This is a genomic window from Salmonella enterica subsp. enterica serovar Typhimurium str. LT2 (assembly GCF_000006945.2).
Classification (GTDB): Bacteria; Pseudomonadota; Gammaproteobacteria; order Enterobacterales; family Enterobacteriaceae; genus Salmonella; species Salmonella enterica.
Map to the genome: position 1 here is coordinate 41,635 of NC_003197.2, position 23,227 is coordinate 64,861.

Below are 23,227 nucleotides of genomic sequence, written 5' to 3' on the forward strand. Positions count from 1 at the left end.
ATAAAAAATTAAGTATGCCACTTAGGGCGATGCCCACCTGATCCGGTCACTCTGTGCCGGATCAGGTTCTTTTATTTCAGGGAAGGTAATGATGTTTGGGAAAAGTTGTCAGGTCATGGTTAAACCGACCGGATCGGTGTGTAACCTTGACTGTAAGTACTGTTTTTATCTGGAGAAAGAAAAGCTCTATCCGGATCGAAAAAACCATTACAAAATGTCGGAAGAGACCCTCGAACTCTTCATCAGGCAGCAGATTGCCGCACAGGATATTGATGAGGTCATTTTTGCGTGGCAGGGCGGGGAACCCACATTAATGGGCATCCCGTTTTATCGTAAAGCCGTTGAGTTTCAGCAGCGCTATTGTGGCGGCAAAACCATCGTCAATACCTTCCAGACCAACGGCATCCTGATCAACGATGACTGGGCGACCTTCTTCCGGGAGCATGATTTTCTGGTTGGCGTCTCTATTGATGGCGATGCCGCGTTACACGATGAATGGCGAGTGACGCGCTCCGGAAAGCCGACGCATGAAAAAGTAGAAAATGCGGTGCGTTGTCTGGCGCAGCACGACGTAGAATTTAATACCCTCACGGTGGTTAACCGTACCAATATGCATCATCCTGTTCAGGTCTATCGCTACCTGAAAAGCATTGGTAGCCGCTATATGCAATTTATCCCTTTAGTTGAACGCTGTGGGGAAAATGGGCTGGCGCAGCCGCAGGATAAACATATCGCGATGACGCCGTGGTCGGTCGATAGCCTGCAATTTGGTCAGTTTCTGAATGCGGTATTTGATATCTGGATCCGTGAGGATATCGGCGATATCGGCATCCAGCTATTTGAACAGACGCTGGCGGCCTGGTGCGGCCTGCCGCCGCAGGTTTGCGTTTTTGCTCCCACCTGCGGCAGCGCGTTTGCGATGGAAATGAACGGCGATGTTTATAACTGCGATCACTTCGTATATCCGCAATTTAAACTGGGGAATATCCACCAGAAGACGCTGCGTCAAATGAATCAGGGCGAACAAAATCGCCAGTTCGGCAGCGATAAACAGCGTTCAATGGCGCAGGAGTGTCATCGCTGTCAATGGAAGTTCGCCTGCTATGGCGGCTGTCCGAAACATCGTTTTTTACCCTCTGCGTCAGGCGCAACCAATCATAACTATCTGTGTGCAGGTTATCAGGCTTTTTTCTCGCATACCGCGACGGCGATGAGTGCCATGCGAACCCTGTATGAAAAAGGCATCTCACCTGCAGAAATAAAGTCAATATTTGTTTGAAGGTAGTATTCGCAGGGAGTGAATATGTTTTCTCACATTAATGTCGATGCTTGCAAAACGCCAGGCTGCAAAAATCTGGGGATTCTGGGGAGCCCAGACTATCTACCGCAAGGGAAAAATGTTCTCTGTCGAGCGTGCGGTTTTTTGTTCCCCATTATCTCAGCCAGATCGCTTAATCTTTTTCGCCAGGCGGCGAATCAACCCTGGAAAGGTCTGGTGAAGTCCTGTCCGCATTGTGGCGGGACGTCGCTGAAAAAATATGGATTTTCCACTAAAGGTGAACGGCGTATGTATTGCCGCCAGTGTAATAAAACGTTCATCTCCTATACCGCTATCAGGAGCGACGCCAGACAAGAGAACCTTGCCACGTTGATTGGCGAAGGAGCGTCGCTAGTTGAAATACGCGCGGCGCTGGCGATAGACAGCACGGGTTTTAGCCGCGAATTACAAAAACTGTCCCGTCGCGCTAATCAAGCGGAACGCGATTTTGTGTTTCCCGCGTTTGATATCGCTATGAGCACGCGGGCGTTTCGTGTGAAATTTAACGGCGGCGACAGCAGCTTATACGTGCTGGTGACGGCGGAAGAGGAGAGCGGTAAGGTCGTCGCGATCTCAACGAATTACTCCGCCCAACCGGTGGAAGCGGATTATCAATATCATTCTGATTACGAAGAACGACTTCCGTCCGGCACGCTGGCGCATCTGGTGCAGCGAAAAGAGGCGCTGACCATGCGCCGCAATGTATTATTTGATGTGGATTACGGCCCCGCCGTTTTATATAAAAACGATCCGGGGATGTTAGTAAAACCCGTATTACCTGCTTATCGACATTTTGAGTTGGTTCAGGCGTTGACGGATGAGCGTTCCCTGAATGTCCAACATTATCTCGATCACGAATGCTTCATTCTGGGCGGCTGTATGATGGCGAATTTTAGCTATCTTCGTCAGGGGCGCTGTCATATTTCGTTTGTGCGTGAAAGAGGCGTTACGCCGCCCAAACGCGATCTCCCTCCGCGGTTGTTTTTGAGCGGCGGAATTCGCAACAACGTCTGGCGTACATTTTCCACACGGGATTATGCGATGGCGGTATGCAATCTCACAGGAAATAAAAAGGTGAGTTTGTTACGCCATGCGACGTTAAATAGCGCGACGGCGTTTATTCGCTATGTTCACAACCATCCCTTCCTGCCGCATCTTAACCGGATGTCTCCTGGCAATGTTGTTGCCGTACTGGATTACCTAAAATTTGAATATAACGCTTCACGTAACTGAATTGCTAAAATAAAAAGTGTGATGAGGTGTTGTTGCGGTATTTTATTCGGACGGCTTAAAAATCCAGAGTATTAATTTTCGTGGTCCCCATGAGGGGCGATGAGATTAATACACTGGAGATTTATCATGAATACGTTAACTACAACGTCTGTTGTCCTTCCTGCGCCGCGTCCGGCGATTAATCAGGGTATCGATATCAATAATGAAATGGTGCTTAACCATACCGCTATTTATGAAAATTGCCTTGCGCAGGTCACGCAAGAGAATACGGTAGAAAATGCGCTCATGTTGTTAGACCCTTACGGCACGGCGCCTTTAAGCGCTTATGCCGGGGTCTGGAGTCTGGAACCGGCTGAGATCATAGTCACGGTCCAGGATGCGGCAAAAACGGCGATGCCGGTAGAACATCTTTACACCCTTACGGCAGGCGCAAATCTGTTGCCGGTTCTGGGGCTGGTAGCGGATACTGAAAACCGTATTGTCTTTTCTCAGGCAGATACGCCGCTTGCCGTCTATACGCTCATCACACAGCCATTACCGCCGGTAGATTCCGCGGAGGTCGTATTAGGTTTTCCGATTATCAACGTGACGCAACCTGCTACCGATGCGAACAAGATGGCGCCAGGGTTTTATTTTATTACGCATTTCGATCGTTATAATTACGCATTAGATCAGAATGGTCTGGTGCGCTGGTACGTTACTCAGGATTATCCGTCTTATAATTTTGTTCGAATTGATAATGGCCATTTCCTCACTACTTCAGAAGCGAAAAATACCTATCTGGATATGTATGAGTTCGACATGATGGGGCGTCTTCACACATTCTATAATCTCGATAATCAATTTCACCATTCTATCTGGCCGTGGGATAGCAATACCATTGTTGCGCCCTCTGAATATACCTCGGGTCGGCCCGACGATTTGAAAACCAATGAAGACGGCGTATCGGTTGTCGATCTGACTACCGGACTGGAGACGGCTTACTACGATATGGCGAAGGTGCTGGATACGACGCGGGTTTCCCGTCCTTCAGGTACGGCGCCGGGAGAAGACCCGACGGTTAAAGACTGGCTGCATATAAACCAGAGCTACGTGAATGAGACGAATCAGTTGTTAATTGCGTCCGGGCGTCATCAGAGCGCGGTGTTTGGCGTCGATCTGCAAACGCAAGCGCTACGCTTTATTTTGTCAACGCATGAAGACTGGGACGACGCTTATCAGCCTTATCTTTTAACCCCGGTCGACAGTGAAGGTGTGGCGCTTTATGACTTTAGCAAACAGGAGGATATCGACGCGGCCGACCGTGACTTTTGGACTTGGGGCCAGCATAACGTCGTTGAAATCGCCAATAATACGCCGGGTATAGTGGAGTTTATGGTATTTGATAACGGTAACTACCGTTCGCGTGATGACAGCAAAAGCCTGTTACCGCCGGATAACTACAGCCGCATTGTCCATTTCGTGGTGAATATGAATGAGATGACCGTTATGCGGCCATTTGAATACGGCAAGGAGCTGGGCGCGCGTGGCTACAGTAGCTGCGTTAGCGCGAAAGCGATCCAGCAGAATGGCAATATTGTGGTGCATTTTGCCGACTGCACGTTTGATGAAAATGGCCGCGCCATCTCTTGCCAGCCTGGCGAGAGCGATATTATCGATCCGCAGGCGGGCAGTGAGGCGATGGGGCTGCTAATTTTACAGGAGATTGCGCCTACGGAGAAAACCGTGCTTTTTGAAGCGACCATGACGTCAGGTTACTACAAAAACGCGGAAACGAACGGGGAAGGCTATCGCTACGATATTACCAGTTTCCGGGTGTATAAAATGGATCTGTACGCGTAGCGGTCTATCATCAATGACTGACTGCACTAAAAAAGTCCGGCGTAAGTCGGACTTCATTTCGTAAAAAACGAGCTATTCATCATATATAATCTAATTTTAACGATGAGTCAGGCGAGGTAAGATAGTAGATCCGAAGAATTCACCTGATTGAGAGAATAAAAAGTGAAACATCTGCACCGATTTTTTAGCAGCGATGCCTCTGGGGGCATCATTCTCATCATCGCCGCTGCGCTGGCTATGCTGATGGCCAATATGGGCGCGACCAGTGGATGGTATCATGATTTTCTGGAGACGCCGGTTCAGCTACGGGTTGGGGCGCTTGAGATCAACAAAAACATGCTGTTGTGGATCAACGATGCGCTGATGGCCGTGTTTTTCCTGTTGATTGGCCTGGAAGTTAAGCGCGAACTGATGCAAGGCTCGTTAGCCAGTCTGCGCCAGGCCGCTTTTCCGGTGATTGCCGCCATCGGCGGGATGATTGTACCGGCATTGCTCTATCTGGCCTTTAACTACTCCGATCCGGTCACTCGCGAGGGCTGGGCTATTCCTGCCGCGACGGATATCGCCTTTGCGCTGGGCGTGTTGGCGCTGTTGGGCAGCCGGGTTCCGCTGGCGCTGAAAATTTTCCTGATGGCGCTGGCGATCATCGATGATCTCGGCGCCATCGTTATTATCGCACTGTTTTATACCAGCGATCTTTCTATCGTCTCGCTGGGCGTGGCGGCGTTCGCGATTGCCGTGCTGGCGCTGCTGAACCTGTGCGGCGTCAGACGGACTGGGGTATATATTCTGGTCGGGGCAGTGCTGTGGACGGCGGTACTGAAGTCCGGCGTTCACGCGACGCTGGCAGGCGTCATTGTCGGTTTCTTTATTCCGCTGAAAGAAAAACACGGTCGCTCGCCGGCGAAGCGTCTGGAGCATGTTCTGCACCCGTGGGTCGCGTACCTGATCCTGCCGCTCTTCGCTTTTGCGAATGCTGGCGTTTCTCTTCAGGGCGTCACGATTGACGGTCTGACCTCCATGCTGCCGTTGGGAATTATTGCCGGTCTGCTGATTGGTAAGCCGCTGGGGATTAGCCTGTTTTGCTGGCTGGCGCTGCGTTTCAAGCTGGCGCATCTGCCACAGGGGACCACTTATCAGCAAATCATGGCGGTCGGCATTTTGTGTGGCATTGGCTTTACGATGTCCATCTTTATCGCCAGCCTGGCATTTGGCAATGTCGATCCGGAACTTATTAACTGGGCGAAATTGGGCATTTTGATTGGTTCATTGCTCTCCGCAGTGGTGGGGTATAGCTGGTTGCGCGCGCGTTTGAACGCGCCGGCATAATCAGTACGAAGGAAAGGGGGAGCGATGTATCGCTCCCTTGCGACATTGAACAGGGAGAGAAATGAGCATGTCTCATATTAACTACAACCATCTTTATTATTTCTGGCATGTCTATAAAGAAGGTTCTGTCGTGGGTGCCGCAGAGGCGCTTTTTCTGACGCCGCAAACCATTACTGGTCAAATTAAAGCCCTGGAAGAGCGTTTACAGGGGAAGCTATTTAAACGTAAGGGACGCGGTCTTGAACCCAGCGAACTGGGCGAGCTGGTTTTTCGCTATGCGGACAAAATGTTTACGCTAAGCCAGGAGATGCTGGATATCGTCAATTACCGCAAAGAATCAAACCTGTTGTTTGATGTCGGCGTCGCCGATGCTTTATCCAAGCGTCTGGTCAGCAGCGTTCTGGATGCGGCGGTGGTGGTGGACGAACCCATACATCTGCGTTGCTTCGAGTCCACGCACGAAATGTTGCTCGAACAGCTCAGCCAGCACAAGCTGGATATGATTATCTCCGACTGCCCGATAGATTCCACGCAGCAGGAGGGGCTATTCTCAGTCAAAATCGGCGAATGCAGCGTCAGTTTCTGGTGTACGAATCCGCTTCCTGAAAAAGCGTTCCCTGCCTGCCTGGAAGAGCGACGGTTGCTGGTGCCGGGACGGCGCTCAATGCTGGGGCGTAAGTTGTTGAACTGGTTTAATTCACAGGGGTTGCAGGTTGAGATCCTCGGTGAATTTGATGATGCGGCCTTAATGAAGGCGTTTGGCGCGACGCACGATGCGATTTTTGTGGCGCCGAGCCTTTATTCGCTGGATTTTTATGCCGATGAGTCGGTAATAGAGATTGGGCGCGTGGAGAATGTCATGGAAGAATATCATGCGATTTTTGCCGAGAGAATGATCCAGCATCCGGCGGTGCAGCGTATTTGCAATGCGGACTACTCGGCATTGTTTAAACTACAGTAGACGTACCTACCGTAATACTTCCGGCTGCGGTATTAACCCGCAGCCGGAATCATTCTACAAGTTCAGCAGGCTACGGTACTGCCCACCTTCGCGGATAAACACCGGAATTCTGTTCAGTGGCGTAGCGTACTGCAGCGTCTGCCCTCCTGAATAGCTTTCACCGGTCGCAAGATCCGTCCATGTTTCCCCTTCTGGTAGCCAGACATCACGTTCGCGCATACCTTCATGCATGACGGGGGCGATCAGCAGGTCAGGACCAAAACAATACTGGTCGGTGATTGTCCAACTTGTTTCCTGTTCGGGGAATTCAAAGAACAGGGGGCGCATCACTGGCGTATTGTGCTTATGGGTTTCCTCCATCAGCGCTTTGATATAGGGCTTGAGTTTTTCTCGCAACGCCAGGCAACCTGTCAGTACCTCGCATACTTCCTCACCGTAGCTCCAGACCTCGTTCGGCGCACCTGTAGGGCACTGGGCGATACCATCCCGATACGGTTGTGCGGGTAAAATCTGCGGATCGCGGTTGCCGTGCAGACGCATCACCGGGCTAAAGACGCCCCACTGGAACCAGCGAATCAGCAATTCATGGAATTTCGGGTCGTGAATATTGCCACCATGAAAACCGCCGATATCCGTCGTCCACCACGGTATCCCCGCGATTCCCATATTGAGTCCGGCAGCAAACTGGTTGCGCAGCGATCTAAACGAGGAGTGAATATCCCCTGACCAGACCAGAGCGCCGTACTTCTGACTGCCGGCCCAGGCGCAGCGTAGCAGGTTGATAACCTGGTCTTCGCCATCGGCTTTCATGCCGTCAAAAAAGGTTTTAGCGTACATACGTGGGTAGATATTGCCCACTTCCAGTACCGGCCCGGCATGGTAGCGATAGTTGTCGTAGTCGTAAACGCTGAACTCAGGTTCGGCTTCATCTAACCAGAATAACTTCACGCCTTTATCGTAATAGTTGCGTTTGGCTTTGCCCCAGACGTAGTCGCGCGCGCCCGGATGAGTCGCATCAAAGTAAGTGGTATTGCCGAGGAAATCCATATTGATCGGCAAGCCACGTTCCGTTTGTACCAGCCAGCCGTTTTCGCGCATCTCCCGATAGCTTTCGGTACGGTTATCCACCGTCGGCCAGACGGAGACCATCAGCTCAATTCCCAGCGATTTCAGCTCGGCAATCATGGCATCAGGATCGGGCCAGTCGCGCGCATCGAACATCCAGTCACCCTGATTCGGCCAGTGAAAGAAGTCGATTACGATCACTGAGATAGGCAGATTGCGGCGCTTATATTCGCGGGCGACCTCCAGCAGCTCTTCCTGCGTACGATAACGGAGTTTGCACTGCCAGAAGCCCATGGCGTAGTCCGGCATCATCGGCGGTGTGCCGGTAGCCAGCGCGTAAGCCCGGCTAATTTCTGCCGGGGTATCGCCAGCCGTGATCCAGTAGTCCAGCTGTTCGCTGACCTGCGCTTCCCATTCGGTAACGTTTTGGGCAAAGGTTACGCGTCCGACTGCCGGGTTGTTCCATAAAAATCCGTAGCCCAGACTGGAGAGCATAAACGGTACTGAGGCCTGGGAGTTACGTTGCGCCAGCTCAAGCACGCATCCTTTGAGATCCAGGTTGGCCTGTTGATACTGCCCCATGCCATAAATTTTTTCCCCTTCGGTGGCTTCGAAGCGGGCTTTCAGTGAATATTTCCCACCCTGAATAGGGCGGAACTCGCGTCCCTCAAGGTTGAGTGCGCTGACGTACTGGCCGTGAGATGATTCATCCTCGCCAATTTCGCCCCGCAGGCGCCAGAACTCCTGCAACAGGGGTTTGTGTGGATGGCGGTAAAAGGTAACCTGTCCTTTTTGATTGACGATAGCGATAATTTTGCCGTTGGTCAGCGTTGCCTGGTGGTGCTCATAATCAATGTGGCACTGACTTTCTGCGACTGGCTCAGTCAATGCCCAGTCTTCATTTCTCATTACCGGCAGATGACGGCCGCTGCGTACGCGCAGGCTGTTCTCGCCCCAGGGTTCAATCCATAAATAGCGATCGTTTTGCTGCCAGACCAGACGACGCGGGTCTTGTTGCATAAATGGCATGGTGGTGCCTCCCATATTCGAGGGTGAAGGTAAAGAACGTTATGAGTTGACGGTTTCCAGATCGTGGCGAATCTTCTCTTCCATCGCTTCGTATTTGCGAAAGAAAAGTAGTGGGATCGCTGCGAGCGCGAAGAGTAGGGCGGGTGCCCAGATAAAGGCCCAGATAATGCCCTCCAGACCCGCAGCACTCTGGGCATGGTTGGGGACATAGCCAAAACTGTTCATGATCCAGGCGGCGAAAGCGGTGCCGAGGCCACTACCCATCTTGATGCAGAAGGTACTGCCGAAGGCGATAAGAATGCCGGTAGCCTTAATACCGGTCTTCCAGGCGCCAAAATCAACGGCGAAGCCCAGCATGGCAAATGGCATTGAGCAGGCGATACCGCTGCCGATATTGCCGAGTATCCAGGCGGCGATGAGGAAAGTAATGTTGTCCGCTGCCAGCCACATCATGACGCCGCCAAACGTGGCGACCAGCAGACCGCCTACCCATATCCAGGTTTTAGCCAGGTATTTGCTAAAGAAGGGGATAGCGATGATAAACAGGATCTGAATCGTCGCCAGGCTGTTAATCAGCGGTACCAGATCTTTACGGTCGAGGTTGTAGGTCAGATAATAGACAATGGTCGTGTTGCGCTGCTGTAGGGCAATCCAGAAGATCAGATTAGCCAGCACCATCAGGATCCACGGCCAGTTACCTTTCATCGCCGCGAAACTTTTTTTCATCGGCAACTTAGGTTCATGCTGTATTTTATCCGTATCCATTTCACGAATGTTTTTAAACGCAAAGAGCGTTAGCGCGCAGGATATAATGGCAAACGTAATTGCCGTATAAATAAAACCAGCGTGATCATCACCGTTACCTAAAAAAGCGACTAACGGCAAGGCGGTCGCGTTCATTAATAAAACCCCAATTTGCCCACCGGTCATTCGCCAGGAATTTAAAACCAGTCTTTCTTTGGGAGATAAGGTCATCAGGGGTAATATTGCACTGAGTGGTGTATTAAGTCCGGTAAATAGAATGCTGGCAATCATATAAGATATTGCTGCATAGATGGCTTTTCCTGTCATACTGATATCAGGAGACCAAAATGACAGCGCGCTGAATACCGCAAAAGGCAGCGGTAACCATAAAAACCAGGGACGACATTTACCGTAGCGTGAACGTGTTTTATCGATGATGATCCCCCATATGGGGGCGTCTATGCCATCGATAATACGCGCCAGCAGCAGGATAACGCCTGCTACGGCAAGGCTAATGCCCGCAACGTCTGTGTAGAAATATAAAATGTACGTTGAACTGAAGCAGTACAGCAGATTACCCGCCACATCCAAAGAGCCGTAGCTAATACGCTGTAGTAAAGACAATGATGCTGACCCGGAAGGCTGGGTATCCTCAATGACAGAACTCATAATGATAACTCCGATATTGGTACGATACGCCCAGAAAAACAACCTCTACTTTCTAAGCAAGTTTTGAATATTATTTTTATGTCGTTTCTGAATTTAACCTCAGATTAAAATGAGTAAGTAAGGTGTACATGAAAAGTAGTTAACCCGACGGCATCAATCAATTATTAAATCTTACATCAGGATTGCGTTTATTAGTTTTTGAATGAGCGATGTTTTTATTTGCTAAGGTGGTCACAGTTTTTTCAGTAATGAAATAAGAAAAGGAAAACAGTGAAAGAAAATAACTTTCAAGTATTACGTGACTAAGGGAGGGGTAGCTGAAAAAATAGGCTGGTCAGGAAGAGCGTGAACGAGTGAGGTCAGAGCCAGCGGTTGTCGAGCAAAACGGCAGATAGCAGGCATAAAAAAACCCGCTTTACGCGGGTTTTTCTACAAAGCTGATAACAAGCAGGCGATTAAGCCAGTTTGTTGATCTGTGCAGTCAGGTTAGCTTTATGACGTGCAGCTTTGTTTTTGTGGATCAGACCTTTAGCAGCCTGACGGTCCACGATCGGTTGCATTTCGTTAAATGCTTTCAGTGCAGCAGCTTTGTCGCCAGCTTCGATAGCTGCGTATACTTTCTTGATGAAAGTACGCATCATAGAGCGACGGCTTGCGTTGTGCTTACGAGCCTTTTCAGACTGAACGGCGCGCTTCTTAGCTGATTTGATATTAGCCAAGGTCCAACTCCCAAATGTGTTCTATATGGACAATTCAAAGGCCGAGGAATATGCCCTTTTAGCCTTCTTTTGTCAATGGATTTGTGCAAATAAGCGCCGTTTAAATTGCAGCACTCGTTGCGTAGTGATGGCGCAGGATTCTACCAGCTTGCGTGCTGTGAATACAGCCTTTCCATGAGAAAAATTGCATTAAGCGGCGGGTTTTGGGGCGGAGTTTGCCGCATGGCGATGAAAAGCATCTTCTTTATGTTTCATCAGGGCAATCGCCGGTTAACCTTAACCGCTGTACAAGGTATACTCTTGCGATTTTCACTGTTTTGAGTCAGACATGAAGCTGATACGCGGCATACATAATCTCAGTCAGGCCCCGCATGGGTGTGTGCTGACCATTGGTAATTTCGACGGCGTACATCGGGGGCATCGCGCTCTACTGCAGGGTTTGCAGGAAGAAGGACGCAGACGCGGTCTGCCGGTGGTGGTCATGATTTTCGAACCGCAGCCGCTGGAGCTGTTCGCGACGGATAAAGCGCCCGCTCGCCTGACGCGCCTGCGTGAAAAACTGCATTACCTTGCGCAGTGCGGCGTGGACTATGTGCTGTGCGTGAAATTCGATCGCCGCTTTGCCGCTTTGACGGCGCAAACGTTTATCAGCGAACTGCTGGTGGAGCGACTTGGCGTGCAATTTCTTGCCGTCGGCGATGATTTCCGCTTTGGTGCTAGCCGCGCGGGCGATTTCTTGTTATTACAGAAGGCGGGGGCGGAGTATGGTTTTGCGGTTTCCAGCACCCAAACCTTTTGTGAAGGCGGCGTGCGTATCAGTAGTACCGCAGTGAGACAGGCGCTGGCGGAAGATAACCTGGCGCTTGCCGAAAGTCTGCTGGGACATCCCTTTACTATTTCCGGGCGTGTCGTTCATGGCGACGAGCTGGGACGTACCATTGGCTTCCCGACGGCGAACTTACCGCTGCGCCGTCAGGTCTCCCCGGTCAAAGGGGTCTATGCGGTGGAAGTCACCGGGCTTGGCGATAAGCCGTTACCCGGCGTAGCGAACATTGGCACTCGTCCAACGGTGGCTGGCGTGCGTCAACAACTGGAAGTGCATCTGCTGGACGTTGTAATGGACCTCTACGGTCGCCATATAGATGTAATACTGCGTAAAAAGATACGTAATGAGCAGCGATTTGCGTCGCTTGATGAGCTAAAAGCGCAAATCGCACGCGATGAGTTAACGGCCCGCAAGTTTTTTGGGCTAGCCGGGCAGGTGTAACCCTGACGGTGTTTATCAAACCGAAATACGGAACCGAGAATCTGATGAGTGACTATAAATCGACCCTGAATTTGCCGGAAACAGGGTTCCCGATGCGCGGCGACCTCGCCAAGCGTGAACCGGGAATGCTGGCGCGTTGGACCGATGATGATCTGTACGGCATCATTCGTGCGGCCAAAAAAGGCAAAAAAACCTTCATTCTGCATGATGGCCCTCCATATGCGAATGGCAGCATTCATATTGGTCACTCAGTTAACAAGATTCTGAAAGACATTATCGTGAAGTCCAAAGGACTGTCGGGATTTGACTCGCCTTACGTGCCGGGCTGGGACTGTCACGGTCTGCCTATCGAGTTGAAAGTCGAGCAGGAGTTCGGTAAGCCGGGCGAGAAATTCACTGCCGCTGAATTCCGCGCCAAGTGCCGCGAATATGCCGCTACGCAGGTTGACGGCCAGCGTAAAGACTTCATTCGTCTGGGCGTGTTGGGCGACTGGTCGCATCCGTACCTGACCATGGACTTCAAAACCGAAGCCAACATCATCCGCGCGCTGGGCAGAATTATCAAAAACGGTCATCTGCACAAAGGCGCTAAGCCGGTGCACTGGTGCGTTGACTGCCGTTCCGCGCTGGCGGAAGCGGAAGTTGAATATTACGACAAAACGTCACCGTCTATCGACGTGGCGTTCCGCGCCGTCGATCAGGATGCGGTGAAAGCGAAGTTCGGTCTGCCGGGCGTGAGCGGCCCTGTGTCGCTGGTTATCTGGACCACCACGCCGTGGACACTACCGGCTAACCGCGCCATCTCCCTGGCGCCGGACTTTGATTATGCGCTGGTGCAGATTGACGGCCAGGCGGTGATTCTGGCGAAAGATCTGGTTGAAAGCGTCATGCAGCGTATTGGCGCGGCTGAATACACCATTCTCGGCACCGTTAAAGGCGCGGAGCTGGAACTGCTGCGCTTTACCCATCCGTTTATGGGCTTTGACGTGCCGGCGATCCTCGGCGATCACGTCACCCTGGACGCCGGTACCGGCGCGGTACATACCGCCCCTGGCCACGGCCCGGATGACTATGTGATTGGTCAGAAATACGGTCTGGAAACCGCTAACCCGGTTGGCCCGGACGGCACTTACCTGCCAGGCACATATCCAACGCTTGACGGTGTTAACGTCTTCAAGGCGAACGATATCGTTATTGAACTGCTGAAAGAAAAAGGCGCGCTACTGCATGTCGAAAAAATGCAGCACAGCTATCCGTGCTGTTGGCGTCACAAAACGCCGATCATTTTCCGCGCGACCCCGCAGTGGTTCGTCAGCATGGATAAAGAAGGGCTTCGTCAACAGTCCCTGAAAGAGATCAAAGGCGTTCAGTGGATCCCGGACTGGGGTCAGGCGCGTATTGAATCAATGGTCGCTAACCGTCCTGACTGGTGTATCTCACGTCAGCGTACCTGGGGCGTACCGATGTCGCTGTTCGTGCATAAAGAAACGCAGGAGCTGCTGCCGATTGAGCGTACTCTGGCGGCGATGGAAGAGGTGGCGAAACGCGTTGAAGTTGACGGTATCCAGGCGTGGTGGGATCTCGACCCGAAAGAGATCCTCGGCGAAGATGCCGATCAATACGAGAAAGTTCCGGATACGTTGGACGTTTGGTTTGATTCCGGTTCCACCAGTTACTCCGTGGTTGATGCACGTCCGGAATTCGCCGGTCATGCTGCCGATATGTATCTGGAAGGGTCTGACCAGCATCGCGGCTGGTTTATGTCCTCCCTGATGATTAGCGTGGCGATGAAAGGCAAAGCGCCATACCGCCAGGTACTGACTCACGGCTTCACCGTCGATGGTCAGGGGCGCAAGATGTCCAAGTCCATCGGTAACACCGTGTCGCCACAGGATGTGATGAATAAACTGGGCGCGGATATCCTGCGTCTGTGGGTGGCGTCTACTGACTATACCGGCGAAATGGCGGTCTCTGACGAAATCCTGAAACGTGCTGCCGACAGCTATCGTCGTATCCGTAATACCGCGCGCTTCCTGCTGGCGAACCTCAATGGCTTCAATCCGGCCACCGATATGGTCAAACCGGAAGAGATGGTGGTGCTGGACAGGTGGGCGGTGGGCTGCGCGAAAACGGCGCAGCAAGAGATTCTGAAGGCATACGAAGCTTACGACTTCCATGAAGTGGTACAGCGCCTGATGCGCTTCTGCTCCGTTGAAATGGGTTCGTTCTACCTCGACATCATCAAAGACCGCCAGTACACCGCGAAGGCCGATAGCGTCGCGCGTCGTAGCTGCCAGACTGCGCTGTATCATATCGCAGAAGCGCTGGTTCGCTGGATGGCGCCGATCATGTCCTTCACGGCTGATGAAATCTGGGGCTACCTGCCGGGCGAGCGTGAAAAATATGTCTTCACCGGCGAATGGTACGACGGGTTGTTTGGCCTGGAAGAGAATGAAGAATTTAATGACGCATTCTGGGACGATGTCCGCTATATCAAGGACCAGGTCAACAAAGAGCTGGAAAATCAGAAAGCCAATGGCATCAAATCGAACCTGGAAGCAAAAGTGACGCTGAAATATGCTGACGATGCTAACGGTACGATCAAGAAGCTGAAACTGTTGGGCGAAGAGGTCAGATTTATCTTCATTACTTCCCAGTTCGTGATTTCTGAGCAAGCGGGGGGTATTGATGATGAAAATATTCAGTACAATGCTGGTAATACGACAGTTCAGGCAGTGGTAACGCGTGCCGAGGGTGATAAGTGTCCGCGCTGCTGGCACTACACTACTGATGTCGGCAAGGTGGCGGAACATGCAGATATCTGCGGACGCTGTGTCAGCAACATCGCCGGTAATGGCGAACAACGTAAATTTGCCTGATGAGTAAACCACTCTGTTCAACAGGACTACGCTGGCTATGGCTGGTAGTAGTCGTGCTGATTATCGATTTGGGCAGCAAATACCTGATCCTCCAGAATTTCGCTCTGGGGGATACGGTAGGGCTGTTCCCGTCGCTTAATCTGCATTATGCGCGTAACTACGGCGCGGCTTTTAGCTTCCTGGCGGATAGCGGCGGCTGGCAGCGCTGGTTCTTTGCCGGGATTGCGATAGGGATCTGCGTAATTCTTTTGGTGATGATGTATCGCTCGAAAGCGACGCAGAAGCTGAATAACATCGCTTATGCGTTAATCATCGGCGGCGCGCTGGGTAACCTGTTCGACCGCCTGTGGCACGGCTTTGTTGTCGATATGATCGATTTTTACGTCGGCAACTGGCATTTCGCGACGTTCAACCTTGCCGATAGCGCGATCTGTATCGGCGCGGCGCTGATAGTACTGGAAGGCTTTTTGCCGAAGCCGACAGCGAAAGAACAGGCATAAGCGTAAATACCGGGTGGCGCTTATCCGGTTTTGTAGGTCTGATAAGCGCAGCGCCATCAGGCAAACGTGGTGCCGGATGGCGGTGAAAACGCCTTATCCGGCCTACGGTTTTATCGTCCTTTGTGCCTCCGGGCAAAACACGTGAGCAATTTGCATGTCTAAATCCGTACAGAGCAACAGCGCGATCCTCGTTCACTTCACCCTGAAACTGGATGATGGCTCAACGGCGGAATCTACCCGCAATAACGGCAAGCCAGCCCTGTTCCGTCTTGGCGATACCTCGCTTTCCGAAGGTCTGGAGCAGCAGCTTCTGGGGTTGAAAGAAGGGGAAAAGAAAGCGTTTTCGCTGGAGCCTGACGCCGCGTTTGGCGTCCCCAGTCCGGACTTGATCCAGTATTTCTCGCGCCGTGAGTTTATGGCGGCGGGCGAACCGGAAGTCGGGGCGATTATGCTTTTTACCGCAATGGATGGCAGCGAAATGCCTGGCGTGATTCGCGAAATCAACGGCGACTCGATTACCGTTGATTTTAACCATCCGCTGGCCGGGCATACCGTTCACTTTGATATTGAAGTGCTGGAAATCGATCCGGCGCTGGAGGCATAAACATGCAGATCCTGTTGGCCAACCCACGCGGTTTTTGCGCCGGGGTAGACCGCGCTATCAGCATTGTTGAAAATGCGCTCGCTATTTACGGCGCGCCAATTTACGTTCGGCACGAAGTCGTGCATAACCGCTATGTAGTGGACAGCCTGCGCAAGCGCGGGGCGATCTTTATAGAGCAAATTAGCGAAGTGCCGGATGGCGCCATTCTGATTTTCTCCGCTCATGGGGTTTCCCAGGCGGTGCGTAACGAGGCGAAAAGCCGCGATCTTACCGTTTTTGACGCCACCTGCCCGCTGGTGACGAAAGTCCATATGGAAGTGGCGCGCGCCAGCCGTCGCGGTGAGGAATCTATTCTCATCGGCCACGCCGGGCACCCGGAAGTGGAAGGCACCATGGGCCAGTACAGCAACCCGGAAGGGGGGATGTACCTGGTGGAGTCGCCAGAGGACGTCTGGACGCTGAATGTCAAAAATGAAGGCAAGCTCTCCTTCATGACGCAAACCACGCTTTCCGTGGACGATACGTCCGATGTGATTGATGCGCTGCGTAAACGCTTTCCGAAAATCGTCGGCCCGCGCAAAGACGATATTTGCTATGCCACAACTAATCGTCAGGAAGCGGTGCGGGCGCTTGCGGAGCAGGCTGACGTAGTGCTGGTGGTCGGCTCGAAAAACTCTTCTAACTCTAACCGGCTGGCGGAACTGGCCCAACGGATGGGAAGAACCGCGTTTCTTATCGACGATGCGGCGGATATCCAGGAGGCGTGGGTGAAAGAAGCCGCCTGCGTCGGCGTCACCGCTGGCGCTTCCGCGCCGGATATTCTGGTGCAGAATGTTATTGCGCGTCTGCGCGAGTTTGGCGGCGGCGAAGCTGTCACGCTTGAGGGGCGCGAAGAAAATATTGTTTTCGAAGTGCCGAAAGAGCTGCGTGTGGATGTTCGTGAGGTCGAATAAGATTTCACAATTCAGAAATCTGCCTGATGACGCTACGTTGACCAGATCTTAAGAATTTCTTTTGATATTCAATGTGCGACAGGAAGAATAAGGCGTAGTCGTCATCCGTTGCTAATGCCCCACCTTTTTGCTATTCATCTGAAAAACCAGCACAATCGTTGCTGGTTTTTTGGTTGTAATGCCTACAGGGATAAGGGAAATGGGCAAAATAAAATATGGATTGCCAACGTTACTCGCCATCGGCTTTTGGATGGACGCAACAAGCGCCACGGTGCTGGAGCTACCTGCCTGGGAGCGAAACTATACCGGGACTATCGCGGGGAAACCGGTAAACGTTAATATCACGCGATTTGGTAACTCTCTTAATGGGTATTACTGCTATGAACCTTGCAATCAGCACAAGGCAGTGATTGTTCTACGCGGCTCACTCCAGGATAAAGAGGTGCATCTTGAAGAACGCGTAAAGGCGCTTTCGGGTTACTGGAATGCGGAAATCTCCAGCAGTGAGATTAAAGGCGAATGGACGTCCGCAGATAAAAAACGACATTTTCCTGTTGCCCTTATCTATTACAAACCTAAAAACTCCCCTGATATTGTGCTGGTCACGAACACGAATGATGCAGGGGGTTACGACCCTTCCAAAGAGATTGATTGCGGCAATACGCCGGCCATTTCGGCGATAAAATTATACCGTGATGGTAAACTCATACAGACCTTAGATACCGCCTCGGTGGGCACTTGTAGCCCGTTTATGCCTCAATGGGGGGATGTCAATTTTGATGGCTACCCGGATCTGTCGATTGTAACAGAGTTACTTGCTGGGCCGGATGCTCCAGTTCAAACATGGCTCTATGACCCCGCCAAACAGCGTTATGTTGATGCGCCAGCGTCTTATCAGGAAATCACTTCACCAGAGATCGATGCTGAACATAAACAGATTGTCAGCTATTGGCGCGGCGGTTGCTGCAGCCATGGCGTCAATGTGTATCGCTGGAAAGGAAAAACGATTGAACTGATCGATCGCGGTGAAAGCTACTTTCAGCCTGTGATCAGTAAAGGCAAAATGTATAACTGCTACATGACACCTTCCTACGCTGATGGGCGTATTATTTATCCGCTAGTACGTAAAAATGGTCATTTGACGCCGCCTCTTAGCCTTGATGGGACGTGTCAATCTTTTTGGCTAACCGGTAATGTTCGTACCGTGATTCAGGCAGAAAAACCCGGCGCTGAGCCCGAATCGCTTGAGATTCAGTGGCAGGAAAACAAAGCATCGCCAGGGCGTTTTTGCCCATTAGTTCCGTTTGTCGAAGGTGATAAGCTAAGTCCGCGTCTGGTGACGGATGACGATGTGCCTGATGCCTGTATCAGTCGCGCTGAGTATGAAGATATAAAACAATAGGTCAGGAGAGCATTAATGACAGCATCCCTACACATTATTCTTGATACCGATCCGGGCATTGATGACGCGGCTGCGATTGCCGCTGCGCTGTTCGCCCCCCAGCTTGATCTGCAACTAATAACCACCGTCGCAGGTAATGTTTCCGTTGAAAAAACGACCCGTAATGCGTTGCAGCTTCTGCATTTCTGGAACAGCGATATCCCACTTGCCCAGGGGGCCGCGACACCGCTGCTGCGTCCGTTACGCGATGCGGCATACGTCCACGGCGAATCCGGTATGGAAGGCTATGATTTTGTCGACCATCAGCGCCAACCGTTGGCGAAGCCTGCGTTTATCGCTATCCGGGATGTGCTGATGAACGCCCCGGAGCCCATGACATTAGTGGCGATTGGGCCATTGACCAATATTGCGTTGCTACTGATGCACTATCCGGAGTGTGCGTGTAACATTCGCCGTCTGGTGTTGATGGGCGGTTCCGCAGGGCGCGGCAATTTTACGCCTAATGCTGAATTTAACATTGCTGTCGATCCGGAGGCCGCGGCGCTGGTGTTCCGCAGCGGTCTGGAGATTGTGATGTGTGGGCTGGACGTTACAAATCAGGCAATGCTCTCGCCAGATTTTCTGAATAAACTGCCCGCGCTGAATCGCACCGGTAAGATGTTGCACAGCCTGTTCAACCATTATCGCAGCGGTAGTATGCGCACTGGCGTCCGGATGCACGATCTCTGCGCTATCGCCTGGCTGGTGCGTCCGGAGCTTTTTACCCTGCAATCCTGTTTTGTGGCCGTAGAAACGCAGGGGCAATATACCGCCGGTACCACGGTGGTGGATATTGAAGGGCGTCTGGGGCAGCCCGCCAACGCGCAGGTGGCGCTGGCGCTGGATGTGGACGGTTTTCGTCAGTGGGTGGCTGAGGTGTTTGCCTATGCGCCGTAATTACATGTTGGCGCCATAATCTCATACTTTGCCGCGATAGAGTCTCTCCGGCCTGCCCACTTTCCCGTAGCTGATCTCCGCTTCGAGAAAGTTATTTTTCACGCCTTGTTCCAGATAGCGTCGGGCAGTGGTTTTACTGCTGCCCAGAATTTGCGCCAGAGTGTCTGCTGTATGTACTGCCTGCGGGTCGGCGAATATTTGTCGTACCCGGTTGAAGGTGTTTTCATCAATTCCCCGCAGTCCGCTATTCGGTTCTGCGGTTTGTTCTTTGGCCTGGATATTAAATAAGGCATCAACGTGCGTCTGGTTTGCCTGCTCACTGGAACGTAACGAACTGCGGTAACGGGTGAACCGCTCCAGGGTATGCTGCAGGCGCTGATAATGTACCGGCTTAATCAGGTAATCGAATACGCCCATGCGTAAGGCATCGCTGATGGTATCCATATGATTGTCGGCGGTAATGAAAATAATTCGCCCCGTGTAGTTGGTGCTGATGGTATGACGAATTAAATCGATCCCTTTGCCATCGGGTAAAAAATTATCCAATAGAATTAACTGTGGTTGATAGAGGCGTATTTGCTTCTTCGCACTTTCCAGTTTGTCTGCGATGCCGACGATTGAAAACTGGGGAAAAATCTTGATGGTGTCCACCAGGATTTCCGCTAGCATCGGTTCGTCTTCAACGATGAGTGTCGTAATGCTATCCATGTTATTCTTCTCTGGTAAAAGGGATATAGAGGGTAAAAATGGTGCCAAAAGGATTATTGTTATCGACGATAATGTCACCATTGGCCTGCTTGACGTAGCTGTGCACCAACCATAATCCAATTCCGTGATCGCCGTTGTTGTGGGTGGTCACTCCACGCTCGAAAATATGCTGGCGGATATTTTCGTCAATACCACATCCCTGATCGGCAACTTCAATAATGACTTCATTACCTTCGCTGTTGATCAGGCACTCAATCTGTCGCGAGCCTTCGCGATTGAGCAGGGTGGCGTTATAGGCGTTGTCCAATAAATTGCCAACAATCGAAATCCATTCATTATGCGAGAGCGATGACGGCAGGTGTTCAACAAAGCTTGAAGGATCGAAAATCAGCTCCAGCCCCAGCTCTTTTGCCCGATAATATTTACCGATTAATAGCCCCGCAAGGTGGTGGTCGCGGAAATTATGGGAAATAAAATCGAGTACTTTCTGGTGGCTTTCCGACTGCTGCTGAATCAGCGCCAGCGCATTATCGTAGCGCTTCAGGAACAGCAGTCCGGCAATGGTGGAAATAAGGTTGCGATGCTCATGCTGCACGGCGCGCAGGTTATCGGCGTATTGCCGCACCTGACTTAACTGCAGGCTGAGTGTATTGATATCGTCTTTGTTGCGAAAGCTAATAACCCAGCCCTGAGGCTGGTTGTCAATAATGACCGCCATGCGACTGGCGATGACTTTCATTTGGTTAAAGGTGACGATCTCATCTTTTTTGTTTTTTTGCGGCGCATCGTAAAAGAAGGCCTCCGGCAACACGACATGGTGGATTGCATAGCCAATGAGTTCAGACTCCGGTTGGCTCAGATTCAGTAAGCGGCGAGCCGTTTGGTTAATGGCGGTAATACGGTGATGGGAGTCAATGGCGATCAACCCTTCAAATACCGACTCAAATAACACGCTTTGCTGAATTAATAGTTGTGAAAGCTGCTGCGGCTCCATGTTAAGCATCTGCTTTTTAATATGCAGCGAGAAGCGGCGGGCACAGTACAACAGTACCAGCAGCAGTAACGCCATCGGGAACAGCAACGAGCTGATTTGTAAGTTAAGCCAGCTCTCCAACTGTTCCAGAGTATAGCCGACGGAAACAATACCGATGACTTTACCGGTACTGTCCTGAATCGGGGATTTACCACGTAGGGAAGAGCCTAATGAACCTTTGCGCACCGATACGTAGCTTTTAGCGTTATACAGCGCGTCGTCGCTATCGCCGCCCTCCATATATTTGCCGATCTCATCCGGGTTGACGTGATACAGTCGCTGACCTTTTTCGTTGCCAACGGTAATGTAAGTCGCATCCGAAAACGAGCGCATTGGGTCAATCAACGCTTTGATGCGTGACAAATCATGCGCTTCTACGGCTTCAACTAATTCTGGCATAGCGGATATTTGCATTGCCTGAATAAGCGCACGTTGGCCCACCTGATAATGCAGGCGTTCTTTCGTGATATCGGTCAGATACCAGGTGATTGCCAGCATCACGATGGTGGATGTAAACAGGATCAGTAGAAATATCCGGTTTTGAAACGAGTGTCTGGCAAACCAGCGTGTAATTTCCCGTATAAACATATTGGTATTTAAATATTTAATTACGGTATTTTCTTGCATTCGGCATCACCGGAACCTGAACCAGTTCATACTTACTTTTCTTTCAGAAAAAATTTGGATGAAAATGGGATACGACATGCGTATCCCATCCACTATTACATCGCCAGCACGTATTTCAGCATCACGCCCGCGGCAATGGCCGAGCCAATCACCCCCGCCACGTTCGGGCCCATCGCGTGCATCAGCAGGAAGTTCTGCGGGTCTGATTCCAGCCCCACTTTGTTCGATACGCGGGCCGCCATCGGCACCGCCGAGACCCCCGCCGAACCGATAAGCGGGTTGATTTTGTTCTTACTGCACAGGTTCAGCAGCTTCGCCATCAGCACCCCGGCCGCCGTCCCGATACCAAACGCAATCACCCCCAGCAGCAGAATGCCCAGCGTCTGCGGTTGCAGGAACTTATCCGCGACCAGCTTCGCGCCCACCGACAGCCCGAGGAAAATGGTGACGATATTAATCAGCCCGTTCTGTACCGTGTCGCTCAGACGCTCCACCACGCCGCTTTCGCGCATCAGGTTGCCAAAACAGAACATCCCCAGCAGCGGCGCCGCGTCCGGCAGCAGCAGGGCCACCAGCATGAGCAGCACCACCGGGAAGAGGATTTTTTCCCGCTTACTCACCGTGCGCAGCTGCACCATGCGGATTTTCCGCTCCGTCTCGCTGGTCAGCGCCTTCATAATCGGCGGCTGGATTAACGGCACCAGCGCCATATACGAGTACGCCGCCACCGCGATGGCCCCCAGCAGCTCCGGCGCCAGCTTGCCCGACAGGTAAATCGCCGTCGGGCCGTCCGCGCCGCCGATAATGCCGATGGCCGCCGCCTGCGGCAGGGTGAAGCTGATAAGGCCGAAGTAGTTCAGCGTCAGCGCCCCGAGCACCGTGGCGAAGATACCGAACTGCGCCGCCGCCCCCAGCAGCAGGGTGCGCGGGTTGGCCAGCAGCGGGCCGAAGTCGGTCATCGCGCCGACGCCCATGAAGATGACCAGCGGCGCGACACCGGAACCAATCGCCACTTTGTAGAACAGCGCCAGTACGCCAGGCGTGTAGCCCATGTCCACCGCCAGGTTCTCCATCTGGCCCTGCACCGACGGTAGCGCCAGCGCTAACGCCTCTTTAATGGCATGCACGTCCGGCGCGCAGTTCAGCTTCGCGGCAATCACCGCCAGTTGCCCGGCGTCGTGGTGCGCCAGCAGGCTTTCCAGCGCGGTCAGCGCCATACCCGCTTCCGGGATGTTGGAGAGCAGCCCGCCGAAGCCAATTGGCAGCAGCAGTAACGGCTCGAACTTCTTCGCAATCGCCAGCCACAGCAGCAGCAGGCTCACCAGCAGCATGATGGCCTGGCCTGCGCCAAGGTGCATCAGCCCCATGCCCTGAAGCAGGGCGTTCAGACTTTCCATTTCAGTTCTCCG

19 protein-coding genes and 17 other annotated features are annotated in these 23,227 nt (G+C 52.1%); of the genes, 13 read left to right on the forward strand and 6 right to left on the reverse strand.

What is annotated here, in order from left to right; translation table 11 throughout:
- Positions 1–82 precede the first annotated feature (82 nt).
- Positions 83–88: a ribosome-binding site (putative RBS for STM0036; RegulonDB:STMS1H000428), on the forward strand.
- The 5 genes from STM0036 (at position 83) to nhaR (ending at position 6,683) form a co-directional block, all read left to right on the forward strand.
- Positions 83–1,279 (forward strand): putative arylsulfatase regulatory protein gene (locus STM0036; RefSeq protein NP_459041.1). Within the gene, positions 89–1,279 belong to an annotated coding region; the region does not span the whole gene. It overlaps the preceding feature by 6 nt.
- Before the next feature lie 12 nt (positions 1,280–1,291).
- Positions 1,292–1,297, forward strand: a ribosome-binding site (putative RBS for STM0037; RegulonDB:STMS1H000429).
- The gene (locus STM0037) for a putative cytoplasmic protein (RefSeq protein ID NP_459042.1) occupies positions 1,292–2,551 on the forward strand. Within the gene, positions 1,298–2,551 belong to an annotated coding region; the region does not span the whole gene. Its footprint overlaps the feature before it by 6 nt.
- Positions 2,552–2,670: 119 nt before the next feature.
- Positions 2,671–2,676, forward strand: a ribosome-binding site (putative RBS for STM0038; RegulonDB:STMS1H000430).
- Positions 2,671–4,393, forward strand: a protein-coding gene (locus STM0038) for a putative arylsulfatase (protein NP_459043.1). Within the gene, positions 2,678–4,393 belong to an annotated coding region; the region does not span the whole gene. It overlaps the preceding feature by 6 nt.
- A 55-nt stretch (positions 4,394–4,448) precedes the next feature.
- Positions 4,449–4,457: a -35 signal (putative -35_signal for nhaA; RegulonDB:STMLTH004626), on the forward strand.
- Positions 4,449–5,722, forward strand: a protein-coding gene (gene nhaA, locus STM0039) for an NhaA family of transport protein, Na+/H antiporter, pH dependent (RefSeq protein ID NP_459044.1). Within the gene, positions 4,556–5,722 belong to an annotated coding region; the region does not span the whole gene. It overlaps the preceding feature by 9 nt.
- Positions 4,476–4,484 (forward strand) — a -10 signal (putative -10_signal for nhaA; RegulonDB:STMLTH004626). (Overlaps the previous gene by 9 nt.)
- Positions 4,545–4,550 (forward strand) — a ribosome-binding site (putative RBS for nhaA; RegulonDB:STMS1H000431).
- Positions 5,723–5,772: 50 nt before the next feature.
- Positions 5,773–5,778: a ribosome-binding site (putative RBS for nhaR; RegulonDB:STMS1H000432), on the forward strand.
- The gene (nhaR, locus tag STM0040) for a transcriptional activator of nhaA (protein NP_459045.1) occupies positions 5,773–6,683 on the forward strand. Within the gene, positions 5,784–6,683 belong to an annotated coding region; the region does not span the whole gene. It overlaps the preceding feature by 6 nt.
- A gap of 54 nt (positions 6,684–6,737) precedes the next feature.
- Here nhaR and STM0041 read toward each other — a convergent pair.
- From STM0041 to rpsT, 3 genes are all read right to left on the reverse strand, one after another.
- Positions 6,738–8,783, reverse strand: a protein-coding gene (locus tag STM0041) for a putative glycosyl hydrolase (RefSeq protein NP_459046.1). Within the gene, positions 6,738–8,777 belong to an annotated coding region; the region does not span the whole gene.
- Positions 8,778–8,783: a ribosome-binding site (putative RBS for STM0041; RegulonDB:STMS1H000433), on the reverse strand. It overlaps the preceding gene by 6 nt.
- Positions 8,784–8,816: 33 nt before the next feature.
- Positions 8,817–10,195 (reverse strand): putative sodium galactoside symporter gene (locus STM0042; RefSeq protein ID NP_459047.1). Within the gene, positions 8,817–10,190 belong to an annotated coding region; the region does not span the whole gene.
- Positions 10,190–10,195, reverse strand: a ribosome-binding site (putative RBS for STM0042; RegulonDB:STMS1H000434). It overlaps the preceding gene by 6 nt.
- Positions 10,196–10,645: 450 nt before the next feature.
- Positions 10,646–10,916 (reverse strand): 30S ribosomal subunit protein S20 gene (gene rpsT / locus STM0043; protein ID NP_459048.1). Within the gene, positions 10,646–10,909 belong to an annotated coding region; the region does not span the whole gene.
- Positions 10,911–10,916, reverse strand: a ribosome-binding site (putative RBS for rpsT; RegulonDB:STMS1H000435). Its footprint overlaps the gene before it by 6 nt.
- Before the next feature lie 98 nt (positions 10,917–11,014).
- Here rpsT and yaaY point away from each other — a divergent pair.
- From yaaY to rihC, 8 genes are all read left to right on the forward strand, one after another.
- Positions 11,015–11,230 carry a putative cytoplasmic protein gene (yaaY, locus tag STM0044; RefSeq protein NP_459049.1) on the forward strand — a complete coding sequence of 72 codons (216 nt, stop codon included), beginning with the start codon at positions 11,015–11,017 and terminating at the stop codon, positions 11,228–11,230.
- 7 nt (positions 11,231–11,237) lie between these two features.
- Positions 11,238–12,176: a flavokinase and FAD synthetase gene (gene ribF / locus STM0045; RefSeq protein ID NP_459050.1), complete on the forward strand. Its 939-nt coding sequence runs from the start codon at positions 11,238–11,240 to the stop codon at positions 12,174–12,176.
- Between the two features lie 27 nt (positions 12,177–12,203).
- Positions 12,204–12,209 (forward strand) — a ribosome-binding site (putative RBS for ileS; RegulonDB:STMS1H000436).
- Positions 12,204–15,055, forward strand: a protein-coding gene (ileS, locus tag STM0046; RefSeq protein NP_459051.1) for an isoleucine tRNA synthetase. Within the gene, positions 12,221–15,055 belong to an annotated coding region; the region does not span the whole gene. It overlaps the preceding feature by 6 nt.
- A complete protein-coding gene (gene lspA, locus STM0047; protein ID NP_459052.1) occupies positions 15,055–15,555 on the forward strand; it encodes a prolipoprotein signal peptidase (SPase II) in 501 nt (166 codons plus the stop codon). The genes ileS and lspA overlap by 1 nt, the downstream gene beginning before the upstream one ends.
- 138 nt (positions 15,556–15,693) lie before the next feature.
- Positions 15,694–15,699: a ribosome-binding site (putative RBS for slpA; RegulonDB:STMS1H000437), on the forward strand.
- Positions 15,694–16,159, forward strand: a protein-coding gene (slpA, locus tag STM0048; protein ID NP_459053.1) for an FKBP-type peptidyl-prolyl cis-trans isomerase (rotamase). Within the gene, positions 15,710–16,159 belong to an annotated coding region; the region does not span the whole gene. (Overlaps the previous feature by 6 nt.)
- Positions 16,148–16,153: a ribosome-binding site (putative RBS for lytB; RegulonDB:STMS1H000438), on the forward strand. It overlaps the preceding gene by 6 nt.
- The gene (gene lytB / locus STM0049; RefSeq protein ID NP_459054.1) for a regulates the activity of guanosine 3',5'-bispyrophosphate synthetase I (RelA) occupies positions 16,148–17,112 on the forward strand. Within the gene, positions 16,162–17,112 belong to an annotated coding region; the region does not span the whole gene. Before slpA ends, lytB begins: the two co-directional genes overlap by 12 nt.
- A 193-nt stretch (positions 17,113–17,305) precedes the next feature.
- Positions 17,306–17,311: a ribosome-binding site (putative RBS for STM0050; RegulonDB:STMS1H000439), on the forward strand.
- The gene (locus STM0050) for a putative nitrite reductase (protein ID NP_459055.1) occupies positions 17,306–18,514 on the forward strand. Within the gene, positions 17,312–18,514 belong to an annotated coding region; the region does not span the whole gene. Its footprint overlaps the feature before it by 6 nt.
- Positions 18,515–18,516: 2 nt before the next feature.
- Positions 18,517–18,522: a ribosome-binding site (putative RBS for rihC; RegulonDB:STMS1H000440), on the forward strand.
- Positions 18,517–19,450, forward strand: a protein-coding gene (rihC, locus tag STM0051) for a putative purine nucleoside hydrolase (RefSeq protein ID NP_459056.1). Within the gene, positions 18,530–19,450 belong to an annotated coding region; the region does not span the whole gene. It overlaps the preceding feature by 6 nt.
- A 21-nt stretch (positions 19,451–19,471) precedes the next feature.
- Here rihC and STM0052 read toward each other — a convergent pair.
- The 3 genes from STM0052 to STM0054 form a co-directional block, all read right to left on the reverse strand.
- Positions 19,472–20,163, reverse strand: a protein-coding gene (locus tag STM0052; protein NP_459057.1) for a putative transcription regulator sensor for citrate. Within the gene, positions 19,472–20,158 belong to an annotated coding region; the region does not span the whole gene.
- Positions 20,158–20,163: a ribosome-binding site (putative RBS for STM0052; RegulonDB:STMS1H000441), on the reverse strand. Its footprint overlaps the gene before it by 6 nt.
- Positions 20,160–21,779 (reverse strand): putative transcription regulator, encoded by a 1,620-nt coding sequence (locus tag STM0053; RefSeq protein ID NP_459058.1) that lies wholly within the window; start codon positions 21,777–21,779, stop codon positions 20,160–20,162. Before STM0053 ends, STM0052 begins: the two co-directional genes overlap by 4 nt.
- Positions 21,780–21,913: 134 nt before the next feature.
- Positions 21,914–23,221, reverse strand: a protein-coding gene (locus STM0054) for a putative oxalacetate decarboxylase, subunit beta (protein ID NP_459059.1). Within the gene, positions 21,914–23,215 belong to an annotated coding region; the region does not span the whole gene.
- Positions 23,216–23,221: a ribosome-binding site (putative RBS for STM0054; RegulonDB:STMS1H000442), on the reverse strand. Its footprint overlaps the gene before it by 6 nt.
- Positions 23,222–23,227 lie beyond the last annotated feature (6 nt).

Bases quoted from the DNA above. Each gene is read 5' to 3' on its own strand.
- lspA (NP_459052.1), top strand. From the start codon at position 15,055: ATGAGTAAACCACTCTGTTCAACAGGACTACGCTGGCTATGGCTGGTA.
- STM0050 (NP_459055.1), top strand. From the start codon at position 17,312: ATGGGCAAAATAAAATATGGATTGCCAACGTTACTCGCCATCGGCTTT.
- ileS (NP_459051.1), top strand. From the start codon at position 12,221: ATGAGTGACTATAAATCGACCCTGAATTTGCCGGAAACAGGGTTCCCG.
- STM0054 (NP_459059.1), bottom strand. From the start codon at position 23,215: ATGGAAAGTCTGAACGCCCTGCTTCAGGGCATGGGGCTGATGCACCTT.
- STM0052 (NP_459057.1), bottom strand. From the start codon at position 20,158: ATGGATAGCATTACGACACTCATCGTTGAAGACGAACCGATGCTAGCG.
- rihC (NP_459056.1), top strand. From the start codon at position 18,530: ATGACAGCATCCCTACACATTATTCTTGATACCGATCCGGGCATTGAT.
- STM0042 (NP_459047.1), bottom strand. From the start codon at position 10,190: ATGAGTTCTGTCATTGAGGATACCCAGCCTTCCGGGTCAGCATCATTG.
- STM0053 (NP_459058.1), bottom strand. From the start codon at position 21,779: ATGTTTATACGGGAAATTACACGCTGGTTTGCCAGACACTCGTTTCAA.
- slpA (NP_459053.1), top strand. From the start codon at position 15,710: ATGTCTAAATCCGTACAGAGCAACAGCGCGATCCTCGTTCACTTCACC.
- STM0038 (NP_459043.1), top strand. From the start codon at position 2,678: ATGAATACGTTAACTACAACGTCTGTTGTCCTTCCTGCGCCGCGTCCG.
- lytB (NP_459054.1), top strand. From the start codon at position 16,162: ATGCAGATCCTGTTGGCCAACCCACGCGGTTTTTGCGCCGGGGTAGAC.
- nhaR (NP_459045.1), top strand. From the start codon at position 5,784: ATGAGCATGTCTCATATTAACTACAACCATCTTTATTATTTCTGGCAT.
- ribF (NP_459050.1), top strand. From the start codon at position 11,238: ATGAAGCTGATACGCGGCATACATAATCTCAGTCAGGCCCCGCATGGG.
- STM0036 (NP_459041.1), top strand. From the start codon at position 89: ATGATGTTTGGGAAAAGTTGTCAGGTCATGGTTAAACCGACCGGATCG.
- STM0041 (NP_459046.1), bottom strand. From the start codon at position 8,777: ATGCCATTTATGCAACAAGACCCGCGTCGTCTGGTCTGGCAGCAAAAC.